We start from the raw sequence: 17,459 nt of genomic DNA, 5'->3' as shown, positions 1-17,459 counted from the left end.
CCACCACACCCGAACAGGCACCCCACCAACCCCAAAAACACTTCCCAGAAACCACCCGACCGGCCACCCACACAGCCCCAGACCCAGCCCGACCACAGACCTGCCACAGGCCCAGCCCGACCCAGCCACAGACCCAGCCCGACCCGGCCACAGGCCGGCCACAGCCCGGCCTGCGCGGCGGAAAAAGCCAATCCTTAAAAACCGCCACCAGCACAAGACCACACGCAGACCGGCCGCCGAGGTGCGGGCGCCACCGCCGTGCCGAAGAATTTTTCTGGTCCCGGTTCCTCACGGCGCGCCCTGGGCCCGCGCGCGTTCCGCCGGCCCGGCCAGCGGCCCGGCGGCGTGATGCGGCACACCCGCACCCGCCGCCGGGGGCCGCCTCCGCACCTCTGGGGCCGTCCGCGGTGCGGGCGGGTACCGCAGGGAGCAAAGGCCGGCGACCGGACGCGGCCCGCCACCGGGTGGGACGCCACCGCTTGTGGAAAGGTGCTCGCCCGATGCAGATCGATCTCAGTGGACGTACCGCGCTGGTCACCGGCTCGACAGCGGGAATCGGCAGGGCGACCGCGCGAGCACTGGCCGCCGCCGGGGCCGACGTCGTCGTCAACGGCCGCAACGCCGAGCGTGTCGCCCAGACGGCACAACGGATCGGGGCACGCGGCGTGACCGCCGACGTCGCAACGGCCCACGGGACGGCCGACCTGATCCGGCAGCTGCCCGAGGCCGACGTCCTGGTCAACAACACCGGCACCTACGCCACCGGAGCGGTCTTCGAGATCCCCGACGCGGACTGGCTGCGGTTCTTCGAGATCAACGTGCTCTCCGGAGTACGCCTGGCACGCCACTACGCGCCGCGGATGGCCCGACGCGGATGGGGCCGAGTGATCTTCGTCAGCAGTGAGGCAGGCATCCAGACCCCCAAGGACATGGTCCCCTACGCAATGACCAAGACCGCACAGCTGGCCGTCTCGCGCGGAATGGCCCAGGAACTCGCCGGCACCGGAGTCACGGTCAACTGCGTCCTGCCCGGGCCGACCATGAGCGAGGGCGTAGCGGCCATGCTCGACAAGCTGTATCCCGGGCTCGACGCGGCCGAGCAGGAGCGACGCTACCTGACGGACAACCGCGCGGACACATCCCTGCTCAAACGCCTCATCCGCCCCCACGAGGTCGCCAGCATGATCACTTACGTGGCGTCGGAGCAGGCATCGGCGACCACGGGCCGGGCACTCGCCGCGGACGGCGGCATCATCCCCACGATCCTCCCCTGAACAGCACACACGACCACCACCCCCTTGCACTAGCCCGCGCATGCAACTATTGTCTACACACGTAAGACGCTGCTGCAATCAAAAGTGGTGCGCCGGTACCACTCCAGCAGGTGTCCTCCCGCCCCCCGCGCCCGCCGCTCCCTCGCCAAGGAGCCGCCGCACCGGGAGGCATCCACCCCCACCCCCGGCCTCACCCCCACAACCGAGGCATCGATCGAAAAGGCACCGTTCATGTCCCTGAAGGAAATCCTCCCCGGCCGTCTCGGCTTCGGCACCGCCCCGCTGGGCAACATGTTCCGCGCGATCCCCGACCAGGAGGCCCGCGCCACCGTCGAGGCCGCCTGGGACCAGGGCATCCGCTACTACGACACCGCCCCCTTCTACGGCGCCGGCCTCGCCGAGGAGCGCCTGGGCCAGGTCCTGTCCGCCAAGCCCCGCGACGCCTACGTGCTGTCCACCAAGGTCGGCCGGGTCATCCTCGACGAACCGGAGACCCACGTCCCCGACTTCGGCCAGAAGGGCGGCCTGTTCGAGCACGGCAACCCCAACAGGATCCTGCACCAGTGGACCGCCGAGGCCACCGAGCGCTCCATCGAGGGCAGCCTCAAGCGCCTCGGGGTCGACCGGCTCGACATCGTCTGGGTCCACGACATCGCCCAGGACTTCCACGGCGACGCCTGGCTGCAGAAGTTCGAGGAGGCCCGCACCGGAGCCTTCCGCGTGCTGACCCGCCTGCGCGACGAGGGCGTCATCAGAGCCTGGGGCCTGGGCGTGAACAAAACCGAGCCCATCGAGCTCACCCTCGCCCTGGACGAGCCCCGGCCCGACGGCTTCCTCCTGGCCGGCCGCTACACCCTCCTCGACCACGCGCACGCCCTGCAGCGGCTGCTGCCCATGGCGCAGGAACAGAACCTCGACATGGTCGTCGGCGGCCCCTACAGCTCCGGCATCCTCGCCGGCGGCACCCACTTCGAATACCAACAGGCCCCGCCGCAGGTCATCGAACGCGTCCGGCGTATCAAGGCCCTCGCCGACCGGCACGGGACCGGCATCAAAGCCGCCGCCCTGCAGTTCTCCCTCGCCCACCCCGCCTCCGCCGCCGTCGTCCCCGGCGCCACCCGCCCCAGCCGCATCACCGAAGACACCGCCGCCCTTCAGGAGATGATCCCGGCCGCCTTCTGGACGCAGCTGCGCGAGAGCGACCTGGTCAGCCCCGACGCCCCGCTGCCCGACGGCGCCTGACCCCCGGCCGCCCCACTCCCCCGCCACCGGCGACACCCCTCCTGGAGGAACACCATGGCCTGGACGTCCGTCAGCCGCATCATCCCCGCCCCACCCGACAAGGTCTGGAGCCTGATCGGCGGTTTCGGCGCCCTGCCCTCCCCTCCATCCCCCAGAGCACCGCCCTGGAAGGCGGCCGGGTCCGCCGGCTGACCAACGCCAAGGGCGAGGTCATCCTCGAGCGCCTCGTCGACTTCAACGAGACCGAACGCCGCTACAACTACGCCATCCTCCAGACCCCCTTCCCCGTCGACGGCTACCTCTCCACCCTCCGCGTCCACAGCGCCCCCGGACAAAAGAACGCCGCCGAGGTCCAGTGGTCCGGCCGCTTCCACCCCGACGGCGCCACCGAGGACGAGGTCGTCGACCTGTTCACCGGCATCTACCGCGACGGCCTGGACGCCCTCACCAAGACCCTCGCCGCCCCATGGGACCAGCCGGGTCGAAAAGACTCGGTGCCGTAGCCGCCAGCAGGTGAGCACCGTCGCCGCCGGAAGCAATCGAGTTCTGGTGTCAGACCACGCCCCCGCCCGTCGGCCGGAAGGCCCGACCGCTGACGGAGTGGCACGCCCCCAGGCAGTGGGGCATGAGCACTGGATCCATTAACCCGCGCGCCGCCTTCCGCAAGCCGCAGGAAGCGAAGTACCGTGCAAAAACCAGAAGCTGCTGCTGATCGGCGATGACTGACCAAAGACCATCATGACGCCGAAGTCCAGGACGAGGCAGGCCGCAAGCCAGCCACAGCGAACCCGCCCGAGGGCATGGCCGCCATCACCCGGCTGCACGAACTCCTCGCCCGCCACAGCGGCGCAGACCTGGATCCGGCCCGGGTGGCCGTGGGATCAAGACCAACCAGGGCACGTGAGCGCAGGCCCTGACCGCCTCCGGCTACCAGGTCTACACAATCAACCCCAGGCAAGTCGCCCCCTTCAAGGAACGGTATGCCTCCTCCGGGGCCAAGAGCGACAAGGGCGATGCTCACGCGCTGGCCGACATGGTCCGTATCGACCGGGACCAGCTGCGGCCGGTGGCCGGGGACAGCGACCAGGCCCAGGCCGTCAAGGTCGTCGCCCGTGCTGTTTTCGCCGGGCAGTTTTGGCCCCACTCCGCCGAGTTGTTTTGGCCCCACTTTTGAGCCGTGTGGGGGAACGGTGCAGGAGAGCTGTAGGAAGAACGGATTGTTCTGGCCCCACCCTCGATCGGGTGACGTTTCGCTGGTGTCCTGGGGCGGAGTGGTACGGGTGCGGACCGTGGTCCGCGGCGGCCGGTAGCGTGTGGCCCACGGAGCCCGCCCGGCTGCATCCCCTGACAGGAATGCGGACGGGCGGGCGCCTTGTTGTCGCCTTCCGACACAGTGGCTCATGCGTAGACGACACACAGGCTCGTCGGCAGAGGCCGTCGCAGATGCGTCTCAGCTAGCGCGCGTGAAGGTGACGAGGTTGCAGATGTCGGGGTCGCCAACGAATGCGTAGAGACGAAGATTCTCTCGGCTGCCGCTGACGTGGAGACCGTCCCCGTAGTACCCGCCGCGGACATCGCTGTCCCAGTAGTTGCTGATCTTGTGAAAGCTGAAGGAGACAGGCCAGTCCGAGTCGTCGGCGGCAGTCAGTTCCCAAGTTCCGCTTCCGGTTCTGCTTCAATTCGCGGTGAGAGCAGGGGCATCGGCCTCTGCTCTCACCGCTCGGGACCGCTCTTTTCCGGCGGTGGCGGCGTCGCCGTCGATCTCGAAGAGCCGGTCGGCCTGGTGATTGGTCCGCTCTCGTGATTAGGCCGCTGCCGCCTTTCGCTTGGCAGTGGTGCTGGCGAGGCGGAAGGACTGGGTACCGGTCTCGATGATGTGGGCCGCGAACGTCAGCCGGTCGACGATAGCCTGACAGAGCCGCTTGTCCGTGAAGGTCTGGTCCCACTCGGTGAACGGCCTGTTCGATGCGATCGCGATCGCGTGCCGTTCCTCGCGTTCGGTGAAAATCTGGAACAGGAGCTCGGCGCCGTGCCGGTCGAGCTTGACGTAGCCAAGCTCGTCGAGGCAGAGCAGATCCACCCGGCCGTACTTCTTGATCGTGCGGCCCAACTGCTTGTCGCTGGCGACCTCGGCTAGCTCGTTCACCAGGTTCGCCGCGGTGGTGTAGCGGACACGGCCGCCGGCCTCGGCGATCGCGGTGCCCAGCCCGATCAGCAGGTGCGACTTGCCGGTGCCGGAGTCACCGATCAGGGCTGGGTGAGGGTGTTGATCACCTCTTGCGGGACGTTGGGGTTCTTCGAGAAGTCGAAGTCCTCGATCCGCTTCGGCCGTGGGAAGTTGGCCTCCTTGACCCGGCGGACCTTGCGGCGGGCGTCACGGTCCTCGCATTCGCTCTCCAGCAGATCGGCCAGGAAGTCCGCGTAGGACGCCTGCTCGCGCAGGGCCTGGGCGGCGAACTCTTCCCAGCGCGTGCGGACCCCGGACAGACCCAGGCTCCGGCAGGCCGCGTCGATCGTCTCTGACGGGTTGGGGCCGCGCTGGCCGGGCAGGCCGAAGGAACCCCACCGCCCCGTGGTCGCAGGGACAGGGGTGGTGCTCTGCGTCATGCCGAGCCTTTCGGTTGGATAGAGAGCAACTGGCCGTAGGCGGACCGACCGGCGCTTCTCGATCGGCTTCCGCGCAGGTGGCAATGCACTGTCCAACGCCTGGCGCACCACCCGGCGGTGCACTCCGTAACGCCGAGCCAGACTCCGGACCGAAGCGTCCTCCAGCCTTCGGTCACGACGAATCCGCTCGAACAACTCAACACGCTGCAAAACCCGGCCTCCTGACACGGCCAGCTGACAACTCGCACAGCGTGATCCCGGTCACGAACCCCGTTCAATCCGGCATTACTCCAAATGAGTGCATCCCACCCGATCAACTGCCGGGTGGGGCCAAAACAATCCGTTCCTCACCCGGGGCCAGAACAATCCGGTACCCCGGGGCCAAAAGAGGCCGCCCTAAACACCCGTGCCCACCAGACGCTGATATGGGAACGCACCCGCACCTTTCAGCGGCTGCGCAGCACGCTGCGCGAGTACTTCCCCGCCGCCCTGGCCGTCTACGCCGACCTCGCCTTGACCAGTACCGACGCCCTGGAACTGCTGGTCAAAGCCCCCACTCCGGCCACTGCGGCGAAGCTGACCCGCACGCAGATCACGGCCGTCCTGGCCCGCCACCGCCGACGCAACCGCGAGGCGAAGGCGGCCGCCATCCAGACCGCTCTGCGCGAGCGGCAGCTCTCTCTGCCCGACCCGGTCACGGCGGCCTACGCGGCCGCCGTGACCGCTCACGCACGGCTGATCACCGCGCTCAACGAGCAGATCGCCGGGATGGAAGAGCAGGTGAAGGCGCATTTCCTCGCGCACCCGGACGCTGAGATCTACCTCTCCATGCCCGGCATCGGGGAGATCACCGGAGCCCGGGTGCTCGCCGAGTTCGGAGACGACCCGATACGCCTCCGCGAAAGCACGCAAGAACTACGCCGGGACCAGCCCCGTCACCCGCGCCTCCGGCAAGAGCCGCACCATCCAGGCCCGCTACGTCCGCAACAACCGGCTCGCCGATGCCCTTCAACGGCAGGCGTTCTGCGCGCTGCAGGCATCCCCCGGCGCCCGCCGCTACTACGACAAGCAACGCGCCCGAGACGTCGACTACAACCCGGCACTACGCCAAGTCGGCAACCGCCTCGTCGGCATCCTGCACGGCTGCCTCAAGACCCGAACCCACTACGACGAAGCGACCGCATGGTCGCACCACGCACACCTCCAAGCCGCTTGACCTCTAACGGTACGGGGTGTCTGACACCGGCGCCGGCCCCGTCCAGGACGCCGCACCGCACGGCCCGGGTACGCACCGCGCGCACCCGGGCCACGGTGCGCGCGGGATACGGAGCCGCTCGCGCCCGGGCGGTGCGTCACAGGACGGCGAGCCGGCCGACCAGGAGTTCCACGCGCTGCTCGGTGTCCTGCGGTGGCAGCCGCCGCGCCCGGGTCAGGGTGGCCAGGCCGTGGAGGGACGCCCAGAACACCTCGGTGAACAGGCCCGTATGGACGCCGCCCCCCGCGACCTCGCCGACGTTTTCCAGCAGGGCGGCGAAGGCGTCCTTCAGCGGCTCGGGGGTGTCCTCCTGGGCGAACGCCAGGCCGCCGTCGAGCTGGAACATGGCGTCGTAGACCGCCGGGTTGCGCTCGGCGAAGTCGAGGTAGGCGCGGGCGAGGGCGGCCAGGCGGGAGCGCGGGCCGTCCGCGGCCGCGGCCGCGGCCCTCAGCTGTGCGGCCATCTCGGTGGCGCCCTGGAGGGCGACGGCGCCGATGATCTCGCGCTTGCCGCGGAAGTGGCTGTAGAGGACGGGCTGGCTGTATTCGATGCGCTCGGCGAGGCGGCGGGTGGTGACCGCGTCCCAGCCCTGCTGCTCGGCGAGTTCACGGGCCGTCGCCACGATCAGACGCTCGCGGCCCGCCCGTTCGCGCTCTTTGCGTTCCTGTACCGACATACACCGATCCTAGCAGCGCTAGACAATCGAGCGACTATAGGTCTAGCGTTGCCTCATTGCCTAGCAACGCTAGATTCCGGGAGTCCGGGAGGGGTCGCCATGCTCAACGCGCTCGAGGTCATCACCACCGTGATCGTCGGCCTGATGGTGGGGGTGGAGTTCTCCGTCGCCTTCGTCATCAACCCGATCCTCAACGCCCTTCCCGACGACAGCAACCAGCTCGGCCGCTCCCACGGAGGCCGGATGCTCGGCGCCGTGATGCCCCTCTGGTACATCGGCTCGCTCGTCCTCGTCGCGGCCTGGGCCATCGCCGGACGCCGCCACGAGGGCACCGCACTGCTCGTCGCCGCCGCGGCGTTGCTGGTCCTCAGCGTGATCATGTCGGTCCTGCTGCTCGTCCCGATCAACAACCGGGGCAAGACGTGGACCGCCGAGAACCGGCCCGCCGACTGGAAGCAGCAGATGAACCGCTGGGACCGCTACCACTACGTCCGCGTCGCCGTCATCGTCGCCGCCTTCACCCTGCTGGTCACCGCCCTCGCCTGAAACCCCGCAGGCCCGGCCCCGCACGGCCGGCGCCCAGGCCGGCCGTGCGGCCGCGGCCGGGCCGCCGGAACACGCAAAGGACGGGTGTCCCGGCGGGCCTGCCCGGTCAGGCCGCGCCGAGAACGGCCGCCGAGTTGAAGCCGCCCCGGCCCCGGGCCAGGACCAGGGCGTGCCGGACCGGGGTCCGGCGGGGTGCGGTGACCAGGTCCAGGGGGCAGTCGGCGGCGGGCCGGGCGGTCCCCGTGGTCGGCAGCAGGACCTGGTCGCGCAGTGCCAGCAGGGCGGCGGCGACGTCGAGGGAGGCGCCTCCGGCCAGCAGCCGTCCGGTCATCGACTCCGGCGCGGTCACCGGGACGCCCCGGGGGCCGAACAGCCCAGCCAGCGCCCGCGCCTCGGTGCGGTCCGCGGCGCGCGCGCCGGCCGCGTCGGCGAACACCACGCCGATCTCCTCGGGGCGCACCCCGGCATCGGCCAGGGCCAGCCGGGCGGCGTCGCCCAGGCGCGGGGTGCCGGCGCCGTCGAAGGTGGCCGCGTACCCGGTGAAATGCCCCGTACACGCGGGCGCCGCGCGCACGGGCGGCGGCCTCGCTCCACGACCTCGTCCGAGAGCACCCCGACGATCAGCCGCTCCCCGAAGTTCCGCACGGCCCTGAGCAGCGCGACGTGCCCCGGGTGGAACAGGTCGCCGACCATGTCGACGTAGACGTTTCCGCGATCAGCCGTGCCTGTTGCCCCCTCGACGGTCCCAAGCCGACCAAGGTTGGGCCAACCGCCCCGCTCCGTCAACCGTCCGTCGGTCGACGTCCGAAACGGCAAGAGACGATCCACTCATGATCCTTTTACCAGCTCATTCAACGGGCCCCGCAAGCCGACCTTTACACAATTCCCGGCTCACCATCAGCGACGAACCGCGTCAGGGACCACACCAGCAGCTCCGGAAACCCGCCGCAGGCCACCGGCCGCCTTCTCCCGCTCCGGTTCGTCCAGCGACACCGTTAACGCCCGATGAACCGACCCACCAGGGCCGACGACACAACACAAGCCGCGACCGTCCGAGCCGACGAGCACACCAAAGGCCCCTCCGGTACGCACGGACATCGACAACGCCGCACTCCCCGAAACCCCGCAACGACATCGCCTGCCGCATCGAGGAAGCAGCCGCTGCCCACACCCGCCCACACGGCACCGCCGGACGCAGCCGACACCGCCGCAAAAGGTGACCAGATCAGCGGCCCCCGGGGCCACCCCAACCGGAACCCAGCACCGAGATCACAGAACCCGGCACCGGTGCGGCAGCAACAGGAGCTTGTGGTGGTGGAATCGGCCGCCTACCTCAAACTCGACCGAAGCGACGCTGAATCACCCCTCATCAGCGGCCGGTTCAGCGTCGCAAGACTCGAACTCAATGTAATCGAGGGGATCCTCGTCGCGGCGTCCGAGCAGAGGCAGACCCCCGGACGCCAACCGGCCGCGAAGCCACTCCAGCAATGTCACGGTCAAACCGGCGCTGAACGCTCGGCCGGCATGACGCAGCACAACCATCAACGCCCACTCATCCCACGCGGCACCTCCAGCCAGCCAGCACAGCCTGTCGCCCTGGGTGCGGCGGCGAGGCGTGATCAATCCGGTTACATGGACAGTGGCCTCAGGTGCCGCGGACACCGCTCGAGCCGCAGTGCTCGCAGCCGTCGCGGGCATCGTGATCCACTCGGGCCCCGCCCGGGCCCCGCTCAAGATCTGCTGAGGGTCACCGCAGGTCCCGGCCCGAAGGGATCAGGATCCAAGAAGCCCGGGCAACGGGCCCGCGGCTAGCGTGAGGCCATGGACCTCACCCTTCCCGCGAGTTCCCTTCCAGCGAGTTCGCCTCCCACGGGTTGCCTGCCGCACGGCGTGAGGGACGGCGCGCCGTGTGATCCGGCGGGCGGCCCGGTCGGCATACACGAGCTGCGCTCCGGCACCGCGTAGGGAGGGGCTCTGCCATGTGTCACCCCGCCTGGCGGCAGGCGCAGATCGCCGCGCAGCGCCTGCTCGACCTCACGCGTCTGCGCCGCGTCCGCGACCGCATCGGCCGACACTACACCCGTCCGCTGGACCTGGAGGCCCTCGCCCGCCAGGCGGGCATGGCGCCCGGCCTGCTCGGCCGGCAGTTCCGCGACGCCTACGGCCAGTCGCCGTACGCCTATCTGATGACGCTGCGCGTCGAGCACGCGATGGCCCTGCTGCGCCACGGCGAGACCGGCGTGAGCGAGGTCTGCCGCGCCGTCGGATGCCCCTCGGCGGCCGCGTTCGCCACCCGCTTCACCGAACTGGTCGGCATGCCGCCCGGCGTCTACCGCAGCCGCGCGGCCCTCGGCACGGCAGGGCTGCCGTGGCGTGTGACGGCACCGGTGCCGGTATCGAGCAGGAATGAAGAAGCCCCGGCGAGCACGGCGCGGCTAGCGTGATCGCCATGACTTCCCTCTCATCCGTCACCCTGGAGGTGGCCGACGCCACGGCCGCCGACCGCTTCTACTCCGCCGCGTTCGGACTGGGTTCGCAGGTACGCCTGCGGGCCTGCGAGACGCCGACGACCGGCTTCCGCGGGTTCACGATGTCGATCACCGTCTCCCAGCCGGCCGACGTCGACGGCTTCGTCGCCTCCGCCCTGAAGGCGGGCGCCACCACGCTGAAGCCGGCCACGAAGTCCCTGTGGGGCTACGGCGCCGTCGTGCAGGCCCCGGACGGCACGATCTGGAAGATCGCGACCTCGTCGAAGAAGAACACCGGCCCCGCCACCCGGACGATCGACCAGTTCGTGCTCCTGCTGGGCGTCGAGGACGTCAAGGCGAGCAAGCAGTTCTACGTCGAGCAGGGCCTGTCCGTGGCGAAGAGCTTCGGCGGCAAGTACGTCGAGTTCGCCTCCGACGAGTCCAGCCCCGTCAAGCTGGCCCTGTACAAGCGCCGGGGCCTGGCCAAGGACGTCGGGGTGCCCGAGGACGGCAGCGGCTCGCACCGGATCGTGCTCGGCGGCACCACCGGGGCCTTCACCGACCCGGACGGCTTCGCCTGGGAGCCCGCACCGGTGACGTCCACGCCGGCCTGATCCGGACGAAAGACCCTGGGCCTGAACGCCGTGCGGGGTGATGCCCCCGCGTGAGAGGGTCACCTTGAATCCTGGCACGGGAGGAACAACCGCCATGAAGCGCATGCAGTCGTCCGCCGACAACTCCGGCTCGGCCGCCGGGAAGCACGAGGGCTTCACCGCCGAGGAACGGGAGGCGATGAAGGACCGCGCCAAGGAGCTGAAGACCGCGCGACGCGGGTCCAAGGGGGACCCGGAGGGCGAGGTGCTCGCGAGGATCCCGGAGATGCCGGAGGCGGACCGGGTCCTCGCCGAGAAGCTCCACGAGATCTCAAGGCCAGCGCCCCGGAGCTCACGCCGAGGCTGTGGTACGGGATGCCCGCCTACGCCAAGAACGGCAAGGTCCTGTGCTTCTTCCAGAGCGCGCAGAAGTTCAAGTCGAAGTACGCCACGCTCGGCTTCAGCGAACAGGCGGCGCTCGACGACGGCGCGATGTGGCCGACCTCGTACGCGCTGACCAAGCTGACCACCGCCGAGGAGAAGCGCATCGGCGCCCTGCTGAAGCAGGCGGTGGGCTGACGGCCGGCGCCCCTTCCGGGGCCCGCGTCCCTGGCACGGCCGTATACGTGCGGGCCCACCGAGCGGTGCCGGTCGCGGGCACCGCTCGGTGGGCTCCGGTCCGAGCGGACGGGGTGACCGGCGTGCCTCAGCCGAAGGAGATCCCCGTACCGACCGGGCCGGTGGCCTCCACGTAGGCGACCAGCCGGCACGCTTGCGTGGCGCAGTCCACGGTGACGGGGGTGCCGGTGCCGGTTGCTCCAGTCGATGGCGGTGAACTGCCGGTGCACGGTGTAGGGCGCGGTGAAGCCGCCGTCGGGGCCGACGGTGACCGTGGCCAGCACGTCGGTGCACGTGGTGTTCTCCCGGCACTGCGACACGGCGACCTCGGCACCCGCCGGGAAACCGGTACCGGTCACGGTCACCAACTGGCCGCCGGCCAGGCCGCTGCCGGGCGAGACGGTCACCGCCGCGACCGCGGAGGCCGCGCCGGTTCAGAGGGCCAGGGCGGCCACGCTTGCGGGTCAGGGCCACTTCCTCACCGTCGAGGAGGATCTCGCGGGCGCCGGCGTCGATGTGCACGCGGCCGTGGCGGATCCCGCGGGCGGCGGCCGGCCACCGCTGTGCCGCGCGGGCGCTCGTCCGCGGCCAGGCCCGCAGGACCACGGCCGGGTGGCGGCTGGAACGGCTGTCCTTCCAAGGCCTGTTCACCGAGGGCGTGGCGGCCTGGCTGACCGGCCGGTGTCGCACGGCAGCGACCCTGCCCGCCGGTGTCCCACCCCCGCACGGCACACTCCGAGGCACAGGGGTCCGCCGGACCGCCGCCGGGGCATCGGCCGGCGCCGGGCCACCCGCGGCCACCGGCCGGATCCGGGCCACCCGCGGCCACCGCACGGCAAGGACGGCCCCACCCGGAAAACCGCCCTCCGGTGAAAGCCGGCCGGGCGGAAGAAGCCTCGCCCCCTCGGGCCGGCCGGGGGACGTCAGGCCCGGCCGTGCGCCAGCAGCGCTGTGTGAGGCAGCACGAGCACCCCGTCCGGGCCGGTGAACTTCGCGGACAACGCCTCGAAGTGGTTCCTGATCTCGGCGATGACCACCGGCTCCTGACTGGTCACGATCCGGCCGATCGTCGCCACTCCGGCGGCCGGTCCGCTCCACCACTCCTCCAGCGTGGTCCGGTGGTCCCAGGTCAGGGTGGCGCAGCCGACGTCCCTCCACCCCGCCTCGGCGAGCAGCGCGGCCAAGCCCTCCTCGGTGCGGACGAAGCCGTCCTGGGGAGCGAGGGCCGACAGGTGGTCCAAAGGCGTGGCACCTGCCGCCCGGCAGGCCTCGCCCAGCAGGGCCTGCCCGGCGGCCGGAGAAACCGGCCAGATGGTGACCGCCGTCCGCCCGCCCGGCCGCGTCACCCGTCGCAGCTCCCTCAGAGCCGCCCGGGGCCGTCCGACATGGTTGAGGACGAAGTTGCCGACCACGGCGTCGAACGCGTCGTCGACGAACGGCATCCATCACCGGTCGGCAGCGCCCGGAAAGCACCACCATGCACACCGACCACACGCACCCATAAACCCCAACCAACCCCGCAACCAGGCGATAGCTCAACGGCCGCGTTCCGCGGAGGCGCTTCCCGCTTCGAGTCCCACGCGAAAACAGGTGAGGTAGGGAAACTACGGTGCGACCCGGACCGTTGGACAGGCATGGAGCTGAACAAGCGAGCGGGACATCAAGGGACCGGGCCCGGCGTGATCACGCCGGACGGCTGCGCGGTCGAGCTGTACACGCGGCTGCCGGTCGGGCCCGAACCGGACATCGCCGCCGGCGCCGTGCCGCCGGGTGCGCACATCCTGGAACTGGGCTGCGGTGTGGGGCGCGTGACCCATCCGCTGCTGGAACGGGGGTTCACGGTGACTGCCGTGGACGAGTCCCCGGAGATGCTCGATCACATTCGCGGGGCACGTGCGATACGCAGCGCAATCGAGGACCTCGAGCTGGGCGAGACGTTCGACGTGGTGATGCTTGCGTCGTTCCTCGTGCACGCCGGAGACGTCGAAGTGCGTCGTGCGCTGCTGCGTACCTGCGTCCGGCACCTCGCCGCGGACGGCTGCGTCCTGATCCAACGCGAGGGTGAGGGCTGGCACACGCATCTGCCCCGTGAGCGTGTCGACCCCAGCGGTTTCACGGTGCGGATCGTGTCGGCGGAGCCGACTGGCAATGGGGCGAACTCGGTGTATGCCGAGTACGAATTCCCGGACGCCACCTGGACCCAGACGTTCGTGTCCCGGCCACTGACGAAGGATCAGTTCGCGGAGGCTCTCGCGGAGGTCGGTCTGAAGGTGGACACGTACCTCACAGAGGACGGAACATGGGCGCGGTCGCATCTCGCGACGTAGGCGCATGTGACAGGTCAATCTCTGCCCGGCATAAGGGACGAGTACGGGGTTTTGGGCAGCCGGGTCCGATACCCGAAAGCCGGAACCGGCGGGATCGACTCGCGCAGCTTCGTGCCCTTGGAGACGACGTAGACGATCCCGGCCGGCCAGTCGACGTCGGCCGACGTGGCGTCGAGCACCTTGGAGGCGCGAACAGGCCGCGGCCGTCGGCGGTGGTTGCCGGGCAGGCCCTTGAGACCCGGCACGCTGCACGCGCAGCATGACGGTGCCGTGGCTGATGGAAATGCCGTGCCCGAGCTTGAGCTCCGCGTGGACGCGGCGGATCCCGTAGGAGCCGTGGAAGGCGGTGTGGATGGTGGTGATGGCCCCGGTCAGCCACGAGTGCCGCAGGGAACGGGGTGAGGGCGGGCAGGGGCGCCAGGCGTAGTAGCCGGACTCGGAAACGTTGAGCACCCTCGTCGCCGTCTGCACGGACAGGCCTTCGCCGGCCATCGCTGCGACGGCCTCGAACCGTCTTTTGGGGGCACCACCTTGCCTATGAGTCCGCTGCCGAGCAGTGGATGGCCAGTTCCGCCTCCAGTTCGGCGATCCGCCGGCGTGCGGCCACCGACTCAGCCTGGTCCTCGCTGGTTGACCGATGTCGATGAGGTGCTGACGGCGCCAGGCATAAATCGTCTGCTCGCTGATGCCGAGGTCTTGGGCAACCTGCCGGACAGGCCGGCCGGCTTCGACGAGATCGAGGACCTTGCGCCGGCGCGCGGCCGGGCAACTACGGGGTACTGAAGCCTCCTTGATTGTCTAAGGCATCATCTGTCCAGCAAGATGACTCCACCAGACCCGGGGCACATCACTCGCCGACCGGCTCGGTGTCGAAGGACGCACTGTGCGGCGCTATGTGAACCAGCTGATCGAACTGGACGTGCCCGTGGAGTCGGTGCGCGGCCGCTACGGCGGGTACCGGCTGGCTCCCGGATACCGCCTGCCTCCGCTCATGCTCAGCGACGACGAGGCGCTGGCCGTGCTGCTCGGCCTGGTCGCCGGCCGCCGGGCCGGATCCGGCGGGTGCTGCCCCAGCACATCGCCCGCCGGCTCGACACACTCCTGCAATCCCTCGCATTCACGGATCAGCCCGGCGAGCTGGACCACCCGGACGCCGCCCTGCTCCTCACCATCGCCGATGCCGTCCGCCACCGCCGGCCGGTCTCGATCCACTACACCGACCGGGACGGACGGCGCAGCGAACGCACACTGCAGGCGTACGGGATCGTCGCCCACGCGGGCCGGTGGTACGTGGCGGGCCAGGACACCCGGATCGGCGAGGACCGGACCTTCCGGCTCGATCGCATCTCAGCCGCGAGGACGCTGCCCGGCTCATTCGATCCACCCGGGGGTCCCGGTCCGGCACAGCGCGTGTTGTCAGGGTTCGCCAGAGCCGAGTACCGGCATGAGGTGACCTGGCGGATCCACGGGACAGTCGAGCAGATCCGCGCACACCTTCCCGCCGGCGTCGCGGCCGTGCAGGAGCCCGAGTCCGCGGACGACCAGGACCGGCACCCGCGCGCCGGACGCGCGTCGAGCTGAGGGCACAGCAGCTCGACTGGTTGCCTTGGGTACTGGCCGCACTCGACCGGCCGTTCGTCATCGAGCGCCCCGATGAACTACGCGACCTCGTCATCGCGCTCGCCGATCGCCTCACGTCCTACGCCCGTCCTGCCCCGATCGATGCTCCCGCCCCCTCCGGCGCACGCCCGCCCTCACCGGCGAGGTCACCCTGTGGTCCGTAGGACACCAGAGTTGCTGGGCGGGCGCGTGGGCTGCAGGTGCGGTGCGGGCGGCAGCGGCGTGAGTACTGCCGTCTCCGGTGCGGCGCGAAACGCCTCGATCACGTAGGCGGCGAAACGGCGGGAGGCCGTGACCCGGACGGCGGGCGGCGCGACCTGGAGGCCCCGGTGGGCCATGAGCATGAGGACGAGGTCGTCGACGACGAAGCCGGGGCGCACCCCACCGGTGATACCCGGCTGCAGGGCCGGTTCGCCCCCCCATCGCAGCAGTTGTGATCCCTTCCGCCACCGACCCGAGGAGCAGAGATGAAAGCCGTCCTGATCCGTACCTCGGTGCGCCTCACGTCCTCGACCGCTCCGGCGAGGGCAGCCCTCAGGCGCCGGCGGGGTTCGACGTGGTGATCGACGTCGTAGGAGGTCCCCAGGTTCCCCTCTTCCTTGACAAGTTGAGCTCCAACGGACGGTATGTGGCCGTCGGTGTGGTCGGTGGGCAGCCTCCGGCGCACTTCGGCATGCGGCGGATGGACTCCTTCCGCAGGTCGTTGTCGTTCGCCACCTTCAGCTCCGACGCCGTGCCCGGACCCGACCGGCAGGCCGTGCGCTCATCCCAGTTCGCCGATGCCGCGCGCGGGGACCTGCACACGGGCGTGCACAAGGTGTTGCCCCTGGACAAGGCGGTGCCGACCCACCGCGAGATGGACGCGGGCAAGGTGTTCAGCAGGATTGGGTCGGCGCCCTGAACCGGGCCCGGGCGGACTTCGCGCCCGGGCGGCGAAGTACCGGATCCGGCCGCGGCTGACGCCCGGCGCCGACGGTCACCACCGCCGCAGGGGATAAGTGCGGGCAGTGCCCAGTTGCCGGTCCGTGCCTTTGGACACCGGGATCAGGCCGACAGGGCTGGGGGGCGGTGCTCAACTGGGCTCTGCCGGCGGAGCCGCCTGGATCCCCACGAGCAAACCAGTGGACTGGCCCACCTCGATGAGATAGCCGTCGGGGTCGCGAAAGTAGCAGCGCAGCTCGGATCCGCGGTCGACGGGCTCGGTGAGGAAGTCGGCCCCTTGGGCGACGGCATGCGTGTAGAAGGCGGCGATGTCGGCCACTCGCACATTGAGGAAGCCCGAAACACGTTCACCACTGTGTGGCGCCTCCAGTGTGACTCCTGGCTTGTCGGGGGTGGGCCCGCCGCCGGGGTTCATGATGATCCACGAGTTGGCGACCCTGACGATCGCCGGATTCTCCTGCATCACGACCTCGCCGCCGAAGACGTCCGCGTAGAAGTCCCGGGACACAGCGACATCGCACACGGTCAGGAAATGCGTGAGGAGCAGACCGTGCTGCGGTGCAGGGAGATCCCCGTGAGGTGTCATCGTCCGTCATCCCTTCATGGGGCCCGAGTGGTCGTGGACCGGGTCAGACATGTCCTGATCCACCGCGCTCACGCAGATCCGGCGAGCACACCGGCGTGTGGCTGAGGGATTGACCGAGCAGCCACCCGAACTGTGACACCGTGGTCGTTCGGCGGGGTCGCTCGATGCCGATGCACCCGGCAGATAGCGGCACCGGCCGGCCGGACGCGCATGCAGCGCCCGCTGTGCATCGGCCCTCGTCGGCACGAGGTCGTGCGCGTCGGTGATCCGCTTGGGCCATGGCCTGCCGGGGGCATCGGGGCACGGGCGGGTGGTTCAGGGGGCCGCGTCAGCAGGCGGCGCACCGGTCGGGGACGAGCAGCCGGATGAGGCCTTCCAGGTCACCCGTGCCTGCCGCGGTCCGGAACGCAGCGACGAGACGACGGTGGGACTCCGCTGGGGACCGGCCGCTCGCGGCCGCACTCGAGGCGGGCCTGCGCACGGTGGACCGCCACCCGTGCGTTCTGGGCGCTGGTCCGAAGCAGCCCCGCCAGATCGGCGTAGGCGTGGTCGAAGCCCTTGCGCAGCACGTAGACAGCCAGCCGACCCGGTGTCAGCTTCGCCATGAGCAGTGCCAGGGCCGCCTCGACCGCCGCGGTTTGCTCGGCACGCAGCACGGGATCCGGGGCGGCCCGGTCGTGGAGGTCGGCCAACAGCGGTTCGGCC

The 17,459-nt window shown here is 70.3% G+C and carries 15 protein-coding genes and 9 pseudogenes; 12 read left to right on the top strand and 12 right to left on the bottom strand.

The genetic code is table 11. The features are described 5' to 3' along the window. Window positions 1-500: 500 nt before the first annotated feature. From ACWDUZ_RS22560 to ACWDUZ_RS22545, 4 genes and pseudogenes are all read left to right on the top strand, one after another. Window positions 501-1,274 (top strand): SDR family NAD(P)-dependent oxidoreductase, encoded by a 774-nt coding sequence (locus ACWDUZ_RS22560; protein ID WP_451633580.1) that lies wholly within the window; start codon window positions 501-503, stop codon window positions 1,272-1,274. A 231-nt stretch (window positions 1,275-1,505) separates the two neighbouring features. Then, entirely contained in the window at window positions 1,506-2,516 is a 1,011-nt protein-coding gene (locus tag ACWDUZ_RS22555; RefSeq protein WP_451633579.1) for an aldo/keto reductase, read from the top strand. A gap of 54 nt (window positions 2,517-2,570) precedes the next feature. After that, window positions 2,571-3,019, top strand: a pseudogene (locus ACWDUZ_RS22550) (SRPBCC family protein). A gap of 410 nt (window positions 3,020-3,429) precedes the next feature. Then, on the top strand, window positions 3,430-3,690 hold the full coding sequence (locus tag ACWDUZ_RS22545) for an IS110 family transposase (RefSeq protein WP_451633582.1): 261 nt from the start codon (window positions 3,430-3,432) through the stop codon (window positions 3,688-3,690). Between the two features lie 630 nt (window positions 3,691-4,320). On the opposite strand, the pseudogene istB reads toward ACWDUZ_RS22545, so the two are convergent. Continuing rightward, window positions 4,321-5,123: pseudogene (gene istB / locus ACWDUZ_RS22540) on the bottom strand (IS21-like element helper ATPase IstB). A gap of 396 nt (window positions 5,124-5,519) precedes the next feature. Then, window positions 5,520-6,035, bottom strand: a complete 516-nt coding sequence (locus ACWDUZ_RS22535; RefSeq protein ID WP_451633578.1) for a hypothetical protein — start codon at window positions 6,033-6,035, stop codon at window positions 5,520-5,522. Between ACWDUZ_RS22535 and ACWDUZ_RS22530 the strand changes: the two genes are divergently transcribed. Further along, on the top strand, window positions 5,935-6,339 hold the full coding sequence (locus tag ACWDUZ_RS22530) for a transposase (RefSeq protein WP_451633581.1): 405 nt from the start codon (window positions 5,935-5,937) through the stop codon (window positions 6,337-6,339). The two genes, ACWDUZ_RS22535 and ACWDUZ_RS22530, sit on opposite strands and share 101 nt — an antisense overlap. Window positions 6,340-6,475: 136 nt before the next feature. On the opposite strand, the gene ACWDUZ_RS22525 is transcribed toward ACWDUZ_RS22530, so the two are convergent. Further along, a complete protein-coding gene (locus ACWDUZ_RS22525) occupies window positions 6,476-7,054 on the bottom strand; it encodes a TetR/AcrR family transcriptional regulator (protein ID WP_451633577.1) in 579 nt (192 codons plus the stop codon). A gap of 99 nt (window positions 7,055-7,153) precedes the next feature. Between ACWDUZ_RS22525 and ACWDUZ_RS22520 the strand changes: the two genes are divergently transcribed. Then, window positions 7,154-7,600, top strand: a complete 447-nt coding sequence (locus ACWDUZ_RS22520; RefSeq protein WP_451633576.1) for an anthrone oxygenase family protein — start codon at window positions 7,154-7,156, stop codon at window positions 7,598-7,600. A gap of 106 nt (window positions 7,601-7,706) precedes the next feature. On the opposite strand, the gene ACWDUZ_RS22515 is transcribed toward ACWDUZ_RS22520, so the two are convergent. After that, window positions 7,707-8,174 carry a hypothetical protein gene (locus ACWDUZ_RS22515; protein WP_451633575.1) on the bottom strand — a complete coding sequence of 156 codons (468 nt, stop codon included), beginning with the start codon at window positions 8,172-8,174 and terminating at the stop codon, window positions 7,707-7,709. Window positions 8,175-8,224: 50 nt separating this feature from the next. Further along, window positions 8,225-8,293 (bottom strand): annotated as a pseudogene (locus tag ACWDUZ_RS22510) (hypothetical protein); the annotation flags it as partial. Between the two features lie 1,286 nt (window positions 8,294-9,579). Here ACWDUZ_RS22510 and ACWDUZ_RS22505 point away from each other — a divergent pair. The 3 genes and pseudogenes from ACWDUZ_RS22505 (at window position 9,580) to ACWDUZ_RS22495 (ending at window position 11,240) form a co-directional block, all read left to right on the top strand. Next, the gene (locus ACWDUZ_RS22505; RefSeq protein WP_451633574.1) at window positions 9,580-10,044 is read left to right on the top strand and encodes a helix-turn-helix transcriptional regulator; all 465 of its coding nucleotides are present in this window, start codon (window positions 9,580-9,582) and stop codon (window positions 10,042-10,044) included. Window positions 10,045-10,049: 5 nt separating this feature from the next. Beyond that, on the top strand, window positions 10,050-10,682 hold the full coding sequence (locus tag ACWDUZ_RS22500) for a glyoxalase (RefSeq protein ID WP_451633573.1): 633 nt from the start codon (window positions 10,050-10,052) through the stop codon (window positions 10,680-10,682). A gap of 94 nt (window positions 10,683-10,776) precedes the next feature. Further along, a pseudogene (locus tag ACWDUZ_RS22495) lies at window positions 10,777-11,240 on the top strand (iron chaperone). Between the two features lie 257 nt (window positions 11,241-11,497). Here ACWDUZ_RS22495 and ACWDUZ_RS22490 read toward each other — a convergent pair. Further along, window positions 11,498-11,686, bottom strand: a pseudogene (locus ACWDUZ_RS22490) (neocarzinostatin apoprotein domain-containing protein); the annotation flags it as partial. A 516-nt stretch (window positions 11,687-12,202) separates the two neighbouring features. After that, a complete protein-coding gene (locus ACWDUZ_RS22485; protein ID WP_451633572.1) occupies window positions 12,203-12,721 on the bottom strand; it encodes a class I SAM-dependent methyltransferase in 519 nt (172 codons plus the stop codon). Window positions 12,722-12,913: 192 nt separating this feature from the next. On the opposite strand from ACWDUZ_RS22485, the gene ACWDUZ_RS22480 reads away from it, so the two are divergent. After that, entirely contained in the window at window positions 12,914-13,606 is a 693-nt protein-coding gene (locus ACWDUZ_RS22480; protein ID WP_451633571.1) for a class I SAM-dependent methyltransferase, read from the top strand. Window positions 13,607-13,620: 14 nt separating this feature from the next. On the opposite strand, the gene ACWDUZ_RS22475 is transcribed toward ACWDUZ_RS22480, so the two are convergent. Further along, window positions 13,621-13,851 carry a hypothetical protein gene (locus ACWDUZ_RS22475; protein WP_451633570.1) on the bottom strand — a complete coding sequence of 77 codons (231 nt, stop codon included), beginning with the start codon at window positions 13,849-13,851 and terminating at the stop codon, window positions 13,621-13,623. Between the two features lie 451 nt (window positions 13,852-14,302). Further along, window positions 14,303-14,401: pseudogene (locus tag ACWDUZ_RS22470) on the bottom strand (hypothetical protein); the annotation flags it as partial. Between the two features lie 31 nt (window positions 14,402-14,432). Between ACWDUZ_RS22470 and ACWDUZ_RS22465 the strand changes: the two are divergent. After that, window positions 14,433-15,390 (top strand): annotated as a pseudogene (locus ACWDUZ_RS22465) (helix-turn-helix transcriptional regulator); the annotation flags it as partial. Here ACWDUZ_RS22465 and ACWDUZ_RS22460 read toward each other — a convergent pair. Continuing rightward, window positions 15,373-15,615, bottom strand: a pseudogene (locus ACWDUZ_RS22460) (hypothetical protein); the annotation flags it as partial. The pseudogenes ACWDUZ_RS22465 and ACWDUZ_RS22460 overlap by 18 nt on opposite strands. Window positions 15,616-15,716: 101 nt before the next feature. Between ACWDUZ_RS22460 and ACWDUZ_RS22455 the strand changes: the two are divergent. Continuing rightward, window positions 15,717-16,127, top strand: a pseudogene (locus ACWDUZ_RS22455) (zinc-binding dehydrogenase); the annotation flags it as partial. A 171-nt stretch (window positions 16,128-16,298) separates the two neighbouring features. On the opposite strand, the gene ACWDUZ_RS22450 reads toward ACWDUZ_RS22455, so the two are convergent. Both ACWDUZ_RS22450 and ACWDUZ_RS22445 read right to left on the bottom strand, forming a co-directional pair. After that, on the bottom strand, window positions 16,299-16,754 hold the full coding sequence (locus ACWDUZ_RS22450) for a VOC family protein (RefSeq protein ID WP_451633569.1): 456 nt from the start codon (window positions 16,752-16,754) through the stop codon (window positions 16,299-16,301). Between the two features lie 380 nt (window positions 16,755-17,134). After that, the gene (locus ACWDUZ_RS22445) at window positions 17,135-17,446 is read right to left on the bottom strand and encodes a sigma factor-like helix-turn-helix DNA-binding protein (protein ID WP_451633568.1); all 312 of its coding nucleotides are present in this window, start codon (window positions 17,444-17,446) and stop codon (window positions 17,135-17,137) included. Window positions 17,447-17,459 lie beyond the last annotated feature (13 nt).

Source organism: Streptomyces sp. NPDC003393 (assembly GCF_053589015.1).
Note: the sequence above shows the minus strand (reverse complement) of the source record. Positions and strands in the feature narration are given on the sequence as shown.

What these genes read in the sequence shown, in the direction of transcription:
- ACWDUZ_RS22560 (WP_451633580.1), top strand. Translation starts at nt 501, where the DNA reads ATGCAGATCGATCTCAGTGGACGTACCGCGCTGGTCACCGGCTCGACA.
- ACWDUZ_RS22555 (WP_451633579.1), top strand. Translation starts at nt 1,506, where the DNA reads ATGTCCCTGAAGGAAATCCTCCCCGGCCGTCTCGGCTTCGGCACCGCC.
- ACWDUZ_RS22525 (WP_451633577.1), bottom strand. Translation starts at nt 7,054, where the DNA reads ATGTCGGTACAGGAACGCAAAGAGCGCGAACGGGCGGGCCGCGAGCGT.
- ACWDUZ_RS22520 (WP_451633576.1), top strand. Translation starts at nt 7,154, where the DNA reads ATGCTCAACGCGCTCGAGGTCATCACCACCGTGATCGTCGGCCTGATG.
- ACWDUZ_RS22505 (WP_451633574.1), top strand. Translation starts at nt 9,580, where the DNA reads ATGTGTCACCCCGCCTGGCGGCAGGCGCAGATCGCCGCGCAGCGCCTG.
- ACWDUZ_RS22500 (WP_451633573.1), top strand. Translation starts at nt 10,050, where the DNA reads ATGACTTCCCTCTCATCCGTCACCCTGGAGGTGGCCGACGCCACGGCC.
- ACWDUZ_RS22485 (WP_451633572.1), bottom strand. Translation starts at nt 12,721, where the DNA reads ATGCCGTTCGTCGACGACGCGTTCGACGCCGTGGTCGGCAACTTCGTC.
- ACWDUZ_RS22480 (WP_451633571.1), top strand. Translation starts at nt 12,914, where the DNA reads ATGGAGCTGAACAAGCGAGCGGGACATCAAGGGACCGGGCCCGGCGTG.
- ACWDUZ_RS22450 (WP_451633569.1), bottom strand. Translation starts at nt 16,754, where the DNA reads ATGACACCTCACGGGGATCTCCCTGCACCGCAGCACGGTCTGCTCCTC.